The organism is Mycobacterium sp. ZZG (assembly GCF_054786995.1).
In genome coordinates this window covers 39,910-47,380 of sequence record NZ_JBTBFV010000041.1, presented here as the reverse complement: position 1 = coordinate 47,380, position 7,471 = coordinate 39,910, and the positions used below count along the sequence as shown (strand labels likewise).

Annotated in this window: 7 protein-coding genes and 1 pseudogene; 5 read left to right on the top strand and 3 right to left on the bottom strand. The window is 69.9% G+C overall.

What is annotated here, in order from left to right; all coding sequences use genetic code 11:
• The 4 genes and pseudogenes from ACXMYJ_RS20550 to msrB form a co-directional block, all read left to right on the top strand.
• A pseudogene (locus tag ACXMYJ_RS20550) lies at positions 1-215 on the top strand (IS630 family transposase); the annotation flags it as partial.
• Between the two features lie 80 nt (positions 216-295).
• Entirely contained in the window at positions 296-1,855 is a 1,560-nt protein-coding gene (locus tag ACXMYJ_RS20545; RefSeq protein WP_460358701.1) for an alpha/beta fold hydrolase, read from the top strand.
• Positions 1,856-1,890: 35 nt separating this feature from the next.
• Positions 1,891-3,156: an arabinofuranan 3-O-arabinosyltransferase gene (aftC, locus tag ACXMYJ_RS20540; protein ID WP_260751820.1), complete on the top strand. Its 1,266-nt coding sequence runs from the start codon at positions 1,891-1,893 to the stop codon at positions 3,154-3,156.
• Positions 3,157-3,166: 10 nt separating this feature from the next.
• The gene (msrB, locus tag ACXMYJ_RS20535) at positions 3,167-3,586 is read left to right on the top strand and encodes a peptide-methionine (R)-S-oxide reductase MsrB (protein WP_260751814.1); all 420 of its coding nucleotides are present in this window, start codon (positions 3,167-3,169) and stop codon (positions 3,584-3,586) included.
• 38 nt (positions 3,587-3,624) lie between these two features.
• On the opposite strand, the gene hemQ is transcribed toward msrB, so the two are convergent.
• From hemQ to hemE, 3 genes are read right to left on the bottom strand one after another with little or no spacing between them, the layout of a single operon-like run.
• On the bottom strand, positions 3,625-4,329 hold the full coding sequence (hemQ, locus tag ACXMYJ_RS20530; protein WP_260751813.1) for a hydrogen peroxide-dependent heme synthase: 705 nt from the start codon (positions 4,327-4,329) through the stop codon (positions 3,625-3,627).
• Between the two features lie 39 nt (positions 4,330-4,368).
• Positions 4,369-5,742 carry a protoporphyrinogen oxidase gene (locus ACXMYJ_RS20525; protein WP_460358700.1) on the bottom strand — a complete coding sequence of 458 codons (1,374 nt, stop codon included), beginning with the start codon at positions 5,740-5,742 and terminating at the stop codon, positions 4,369-4,371.
• Positions 5,739-6,803, bottom strand: a complete 1,065-nt coding sequence (gene hemE / locus ACXMYJ_RS20520; protein ID WP_460358699.1) for a uroporphyrinogen decarboxylase — start codon at positions 6,801-6,803, stop codon at positions 5,739-5,741. Before hemE ends, ACXMYJ_RS20525 begins: the two co-directional genes overlap by 4 nt.
• 85 nt (positions 6,804-6,888) lie before the next feature.
• On the opposite strand from hemE, the gene ACXMYJ_RS20515 reads away from it, so the two are divergent.
• Positions 6,889-7,470, top strand: coding sequence for a DUF3000 domain-containing protein (locus ACXMYJ_RS20515; RefSeq protein WP_396884457.1), 582 nt, complete (start codon positions 6,889-6,891; stop codon positions 7,468-7,470).
• Position 7,471: the final 1 nt, after the last annotated feature.

Genomic DNA, 7,471 nt, shown 5'->3' with positions numbered 1-7,471 from the left:
GGCTCAATCTCGTCGAGCGCTGGTTTGCCGAGCTGACCACCAAGAAACTGCGCCGCTCCACTCACACCTCGGTGCGGCAACTCAACGCCGATATCCGTGCCTGGATCGACACCTGGAACGACAACCCCAAGCCTTACGTCTGGACTAAGACCGCCGACCAGATCCTGGCAAGCATCGCCAACTACTGCAACCGAATTAATGACTCAGGACACTAGATTCGCGGCTCGGCCGCGGCAGCTAGATTCGCGGCTCGGCCGCGGCAGCTAGATACCCGCCGGTCAGTACTGTGGTGCCCATGCGTCGTCTGGTGCCGGCTGTCGTGCTGTCGATGGCCGTCGTGCTCCCGCTGGCGGCCTGCTCCCCCGGCCTGGCCGCCAACCCCCGCTTCGCGACCGACTCCGGCGCCGGCCCCCAGGGTGAGCCGCAAACCAGCGACCAACCCGCCGGACCGCCCGCCGTCGAGGCTCCGAAGAACGACCTCTCCTGGCGGGACTGCACCTCGCGGGTGTTCGCCGCCGCGGCCGTGGAAGCGCTGCCGGGGGTGAAGCTCGACTGCGCCAGCTACGACGCGGACCTGGATCCGATCAACGGCGCCACCGGCACCGTGAGCATCGGCGTGGTGCGCGCGACGTCCGTGCAGACCCCCGCCGACGCCGGCCCGCTCGTGATGACCACAGGCTCGGACGTGCCGTCATCGGTGCAGCTGCCGGTATGGCTGTCCCGGGCGGGCGCCGACGTCCTCGCGAGCCACCCGATCGTGGCGGTGGACCGCCGCGGCATCGGCATGTCCGGGGCGCTGGACTGCCGCGACCTGTTCGACCGGCAGGAGATGTTCGAGCAGGCCCAGTTCCAGGCCGGCGACGATCCCGTCGCCAACCTGGCAGCGATCACCATGACCGCGACGACCAGCTGCACCGACACCATCGCCCCGGGTGACTCGGCCTACGACAACGCGCATGCCGCCGAGGACATCGAACGGCTGCGCACCACCTGGGACGTGCCCGCACTGGCCCTGCTCGGCATCGGCAACGGCGCCCAGGTGGCGCTGGCCTACGCGGGGTCGCATCCGAACAAGGTCGCCCGCCTGCTGCTGGACTCGCCGCTGCCGCTGGGAATCTCGGCTGAAGCCGCGACCGAACAGCGGGTCAAGGGCGAACAGGCCGCGCTCGACGCGTGGGCCACCCAGTGCCTGGCCACCAACTGTCCGGCCGGGCCCGATCCGTTGGGTGCGGTCGACGCGCTGCTCGCCGACGCGCGCGCGGGCCGCGGACCCGGCGGGGCGTCGGTGGCCGCGGTCGCCCACGCCATCTCGACCGCGCTGGGCTACCCGCGCGCCGGCCGCGTCGACGCGGGCAACGAGCTCGCACTGGCCGTCGCCGACGCCCGCAACGGCGACACCAACCGATTCAACAACCTCATCAACCAGGCCGAGACCCTGCGCCAGACCGACGGACAGTTCGTCAACACCTGCAGCGACGCACTGAACCGGCCCACCCCCGATCGGGTCCGGGAACTCGTGGTCGCGTGGGGCAAGATGTATCCGCAGTTCGGCACCGTGGGTGCGTTGGACATGGTCAAGTGCCTCAACTGGCCCAGCGGCAGCGCCCCGAAAGAGCCCAGCGGCCTGGAGATCCCGACCCTGCTGCTGGGCGTGCAGAACGACCCGATCGTCGGCAACGAAGGCGTCGCGGCCGTGGCCGCCACCGCCATCAACGCCGGCTCGGCGAACCGGCGGGTGATGTGGCAGGGCATCGGACACGGCGCGACGATCTACTCGCCCTGCGCCCTGCCCCCCGCGATCGAATACCTCAAGACCGGTCAGCTTCCGTCCACCGACACGTACTGCCCGGCCTGACGGTTCCCTGGGAACCCTGCGGTACGGTGCGGGGCGTGCGCGATCTTGTTCTGACGGTTTTCCGGCCTCGCACGACACCTCCCACCACGGCGTCGGTGCTGCGATCCATCCTGTGGCCGTTGGCCATCATGGCGGTGATCCACCGCAGCTACGTGCTCGTCTTCAACCGCTACATCACCGACGACTTCGCGCCCGTCTACCGGGCTGTCATCAACTTCAAGTTCGGCTGGGACATCTACAACGAGCACTTCGACCACGTCGACCCGCACTACCTCTATCCCCCGGGCGGCACGCTGATCATCGCGCCGTTCGGCTATTTGCCCGAGGTCGCGTCGCGCAACTGGTTCATCTTCTTCAATACCGTCGCGATCATCCTGGCCGGCTATTTCCTTCTGCGGCTGTTCAACTACACGCTGTCCTCGGTGGCGGCGCCGGCGCTGCTGCTGGCGATGTTCTGCACCGAAAGCGTCACCAACACACTGGTGTTCGGCAACATCAACGGCGTCATCCTGCTGCTGGAGGTGCTGTTCTTCCGGTGGCTGCTGGACGGCAACCGCAGCCACGAATGGTGGGCCGGGGTAGCCATCGGCCTGACCCTGGTGGTCAAACCGCTGATCGCGCCGCTGCTGCTGCTGCCGCTGCTGAACCGGCAGTGGCGGGCGCTGGTGACCGCGTTCCTGGTGCCGGTCGCGTTCAACCTCGCGGCCTGGCCGCTGATCAGCGACCCGATGAACTTCGTTACCCGCACGGTGCCGTACATCCTGTCCACCCGCGACTACTTCAACAGCTCCATCCTGGGCAACGGCATCTACTACGGCCTGCCGATGTGGCTGATCATGGCGCTGCGGGTCACGTTTGTGGTGCTCGGCGTGATCGCGCTGTGGCTGCTGTACCGCTACTACCGAACCCGCGATCCGTTCTTCTGGATGCTGACCTCGTCCGGAGTGCTGCTGGTGACCTCCTGGCTGGTGCTGTCGCTGGGGCAGGGCTACTACTCGATCGTGCTGTTCCCGTTCCTGATGACCGTGGTGCTGCCCAATTCGGTGATCCGCAACTGGGTGGCCTGGCTGGCTGCGTACGGGTTCCTGACCATGGACCGCTGGCTGCTGTGGCAGCTTCCGTCGACCGGGCGCGCACTGGAATACCTGAAGATCACCTTCGGCTGGTCGCTGATGGCGGTGGTCATCTTCTCCGTGCTGTTGTTCCGCTACCTCGACGCCAAACGGGACGGCCGCCTCGACGAGGGCATCGATCCGCCGTGGATGAAGCAGCTGGCCCCGGCGGTCAAGTCGTCCGAGTAGCCTGAAACCCATGACAGGTCCCAAGCTCGAACTCACCGACGACCAATGGCGCGAACGGCTGACGCCGCAGGAGTTCGCGGTGCTGCGGCGGGCCGGTACCGAGCGTCCGTTCACCGGTGAGTACACCGACACCAAGACCGAGGGTGTATACCAGTGCCGCGCCTGCGGCGCCGAATTGTTCCGCAGCACCGAGAAGTTCGAGTCGCACTGCGGCTGGCCGTCGTTCTTCGACCCGGCCGATTCTGACGCGGTGATCCTGCGGCGCGACGACTCGCTGGGCATGCGCCGGGTCGAGGTGCTGTGCGCCAACTGCCACAGTCACCTGGGCCACGTCTTCGAGGGTGAGGGCTACCCGACCCCGACCGATCAGCGCTACTGCATCAACTCGATCTCGCTGCGGCTGGTGCCGACGGAGTCACAGCAGTCCTGACACCTGGGCCGTCGTGACGGCGATGGCCGGCTGCCGCATCAGGGCAGCGCGGCCACCAGCTGCTCGACCGACACCCGCGGGCCGGTGAAGAACGGCGTCTCCTCGCGCACGTGACGGCGCGCGTCCGTGGCCCGCAGATCCCGCATCAGGTCGACGATGCGGTGCAGTTCCGGCGCCTCGAACGCCAGCAGCCATTCGTAGTCGCCGAGCGCGAACGCCGGCACCGTGTTTGCGCGCACGTCCTTGTAGCCGCGCGCGGCCATCCCGTGCTCGGCGAGCATGCGGCGACGCTCGTCGTCGGGAAGCAGGTACCACTCCAGGGACCGCACGAACGGGTAGACGCAGATGTAGGCGCCGGGCTCCTCGCCGGCCAGAAACGCCGGGATGTGGCTCTTGTTGAACTCGGCCGGCCGGTGCAGCGCCACGTTGCTCCACACCGGGGCGGACGCCCGGCCCAGCGCGGTGGTGCGCCGCAAATCCGAGTAGGTCTTCTGCAGAGCCTCGACGGTCGGCGCGTGGGTCCACATCATGAAATCGGCGTCCGCGCGCATCCCGGCGACGTCGTAGAGGCCGCGCACGACCACTCCCGAATCCTCCTGCCGTTTCAGGAAGGTCGCGGTCTCGTCGACGACGGCTGCCCGGGCGTCATCCGCGGTGTCGAGCACACCCGGTTTCACCGCGAACACCGAGAACATCAGGTAGCGGATCGTCGAGTTCAGTTCGTCGTAATCGAGCTTGGCCATGCGCCTATCGTGCCACGCACACGGCTGTGATCCAGCACGTCATCGGGCGGCGGGCGCTGGGCCGACCATCAGCGCGGCCACCGCCCGGGTCGCCGCCGCGACACACGCGGGCACACCGATGCCGTCCAGGTAGGCGCCGGCGACCGCGAGCCCCCTGGGCAGCCCGGCGCGCAGCTCGGCGACCAGCGCGGCGTGCCCCGGACCGTACTGCGGCATCGCGTCGATCCAGCGGACCACGCGCGCGTCGACGGGTTCCACCGTGATGCCGAACAACGTCGTCAGATCCTGCGCCGCCCAGGTCAGCAGGTCCTCGTCGCCAGTGCTGCCCGCGAGATCATCGCCGAAGCGGCCGTAGGACAGCCGCACCATCTCCACGTTGGCCCGTCGTCCCCACTTGCGCGACGACAGCGTGACCGCCTTGGTGCGCAACCGGCCGGGGCCGGCGACGAGCACCCCGGACTGGTCGGGCAGTGGGGTGCCGCCCGGCAGCGCCAGCGCCACGACCGCCGCCGACGCCACCGGGATCCGGCGGGCCGCCGCCGCGGTCTGCGGGGCGAGGTCGGCGATCAGCGCCGGCAGCCGCGGTGCGGGCACCGCGAGCACCACGGCGTCGGCCGGCCAGCGGACGCCCTCGTCGTCGACCACCTCCCAACCGCTGCCCGCCGGGCGCACGGTGTGCGCCGCGACCTGCGCCCAGTCCAGATCCGCCTGCCGCACCAGTTCGTCGACCAGCACCTGGTAGCCGCCGTCGATGGCGCCGAACACCGAGCCGGGCTGGGGCGGCGGCAGCGCCAGCGACACCGCCTCGGTCAGATTGCGCGCCCCGCCGTCGAGGGCCGCGGCGACCGTCGGTGCGCCCGCGCGGATGCCGATGGTCGCCGCGGAGCCGGCGTACACCCCGCCCAGCAGCGGGTCGACCGAGCGGATCACGACCTGCTCGCCGAACCGGTCACCGACGAGCTCCGCCACCGACGGGTCGGCGCCCTGCCGCCAGGTGAAGGGTCGCCGCGGCTCGTCGAGCATCCACCGGATGGTGGCGTCGTCGACCAAACCGGTCAACGCGGTCGGCCGCGACGGAATGCCCTGCACGGTGTCCGCGGGCAGCTGGTGCAGCCTGCCCCCGCTGTAGATCAGCGGCCGTGCACCCGAGGTGGCGATCTGTCGGCCGGCCAGCCCGAGCTCGTTGAGCAGAGCCGGCACTTCCGGTCGACGGGCGACGAACGCCTCCGCGCCGACGTCGAGGAGTTGCCCGCCGACACGTTCGGTGCGCAGCACCCCACCCAGCCGGTCGGCGGGGTCGAGCACCGTGATCGACGCATCGGGGCCTGCGGCGACGCGCAACCGGTACGCCGCGGCCAGACCCGAGATACCGCCGCCGACGACGCAGTACCGCAGCGGAGCCGCCGCGCTCACAGCTCGTGCACCAGCGCCACGGCGTCGGTGATCACGGCGGGATCGGTGGCCGGCAGCACGCCGTGCCCGAGGTTGAACACATGCCCGACCGCGCCGGCGTCGATCGCCCGCCTGCCGTCCTCCACCACCGCGCGCACCGCACGGTCGACCACGGGCCAGCCGGCCAGCAGCACCACCGGGTCCAAGTTGCCCTGCAGCGCAGTTCCGGGCCGCACCCGCGTCGCGGCGTCGTGCAGCGCCGTGCGCCAGTCGACGCCCACCACGGCGGGCACCCCATGACCGGTGACAGCCTCGGACATGGCGCCCAGCAGCTCGGCGGTGCCGACCCCGAAGTGCGTCATCGGCACCCCGTACCCGGCCAGCGACGCGAACACTCGCGCGCTGTGCGGCAGCACGTACGCCCGGTAGTCCGCCAGCGACAGCGTGCCCGCCCACGAATCGAACACCTGGATGGCATCCACCCCGGCCTCGACCTGGGTGCGCAGGAACGCGATCGTGACGTCGGTCAGCGCGGCCATCAACGCGTGCCATGTGTCGGTCTCGCCGAACATCATCGCCTTGGTGCGTTCGTGGTTGCGGCTCGGCCCGCCCTCGACCAGGTAGGACGCCAGAGTGAACGGCGCGCCGGCGAACCCGATCAACGGGACGTCGCCCAGCTCGGCGACCAGCTGGCCCACCGCGGTGGCCACCGGAGCCACCTGGCCCGGTTCCAGCGGGCGGATCCCGGCGACGTCGCCGGCCGTGCGGATCGGATGCGCGATCACCGGTCCGACGTCGGGGACGATGTCGAGGTCGATCCCGGCGGCCCGCAGCGGAACCACGATGTCGGAGAACAGAATGGCCGCATCGACGCCATGCCTGCGCACCGGCTGCAGCGTGATCTCAGTGATCAGGTCGGCGTCGAAACAGGCCTGCATCATGGTGTTCTTGGCCCGCAGTTCCCGGTACTCGGGCAGCGACCGGCCCGCCTGTCGCATCAGCCACACCGGCACCCGGAGCGGCTTGCGACCGGCGACGGCGGCCAGGTACGGGGATTCGGGCAGCTCACGGCGCGTGTTCATCGCCCACCATGCTGCCATGCCCGCTAATGCCCGAATCGGCGCGCCATGAGCACAGACCTGGCCGAATCCGCTAGCGTCAAACGACGTGACCACCGCCGAACCGGCTCCATTCCGTGAAGCGGTGGCGGCGATGAATGCCACCACCGTACGGCCGGAGATCGAGCTGGGCCCGATCCGGCCGCCGCAACGCCTGGCGCCGTTCAGTTATGCGCTGGGCGCCGAGGTCAAGCACGCCGAGACGGCGATCATCCCCGAACGTTCCGAGGGTGACGCATTCGGCCGGCTGATCCTGCTGCACGACCCCGAGGGCGCCGACGCCTGGGACGGCACGATGCGCCTCGTTGCCTACATCCAGGCCGACCTGGACTCCTCGGAAGCCGTTGATCCGCTGCTGCCCGAGGTGGCATGGAGTTGGCTCGTCGACGCGCTCGCCGCGCGCGGCGACCACGTCACCGCGCTGGGCGGCACCGTCACCGCGACCACGTCGGTGCGCTACGGGGACATCTCGGGCCCGCCGCGTGCCCACCAGTTGGAGCTGCGCGCCTCCTGGACTGCCACCGACCTCGAACTCGGTCCCCATGTGGAGGCGTTCTGCGAGGTGCTCGAACACGCCGCGGGACTGCCGCCCACCGGGGTGACCGACCTGAGTTCCCGCACCCGCGCCTGAA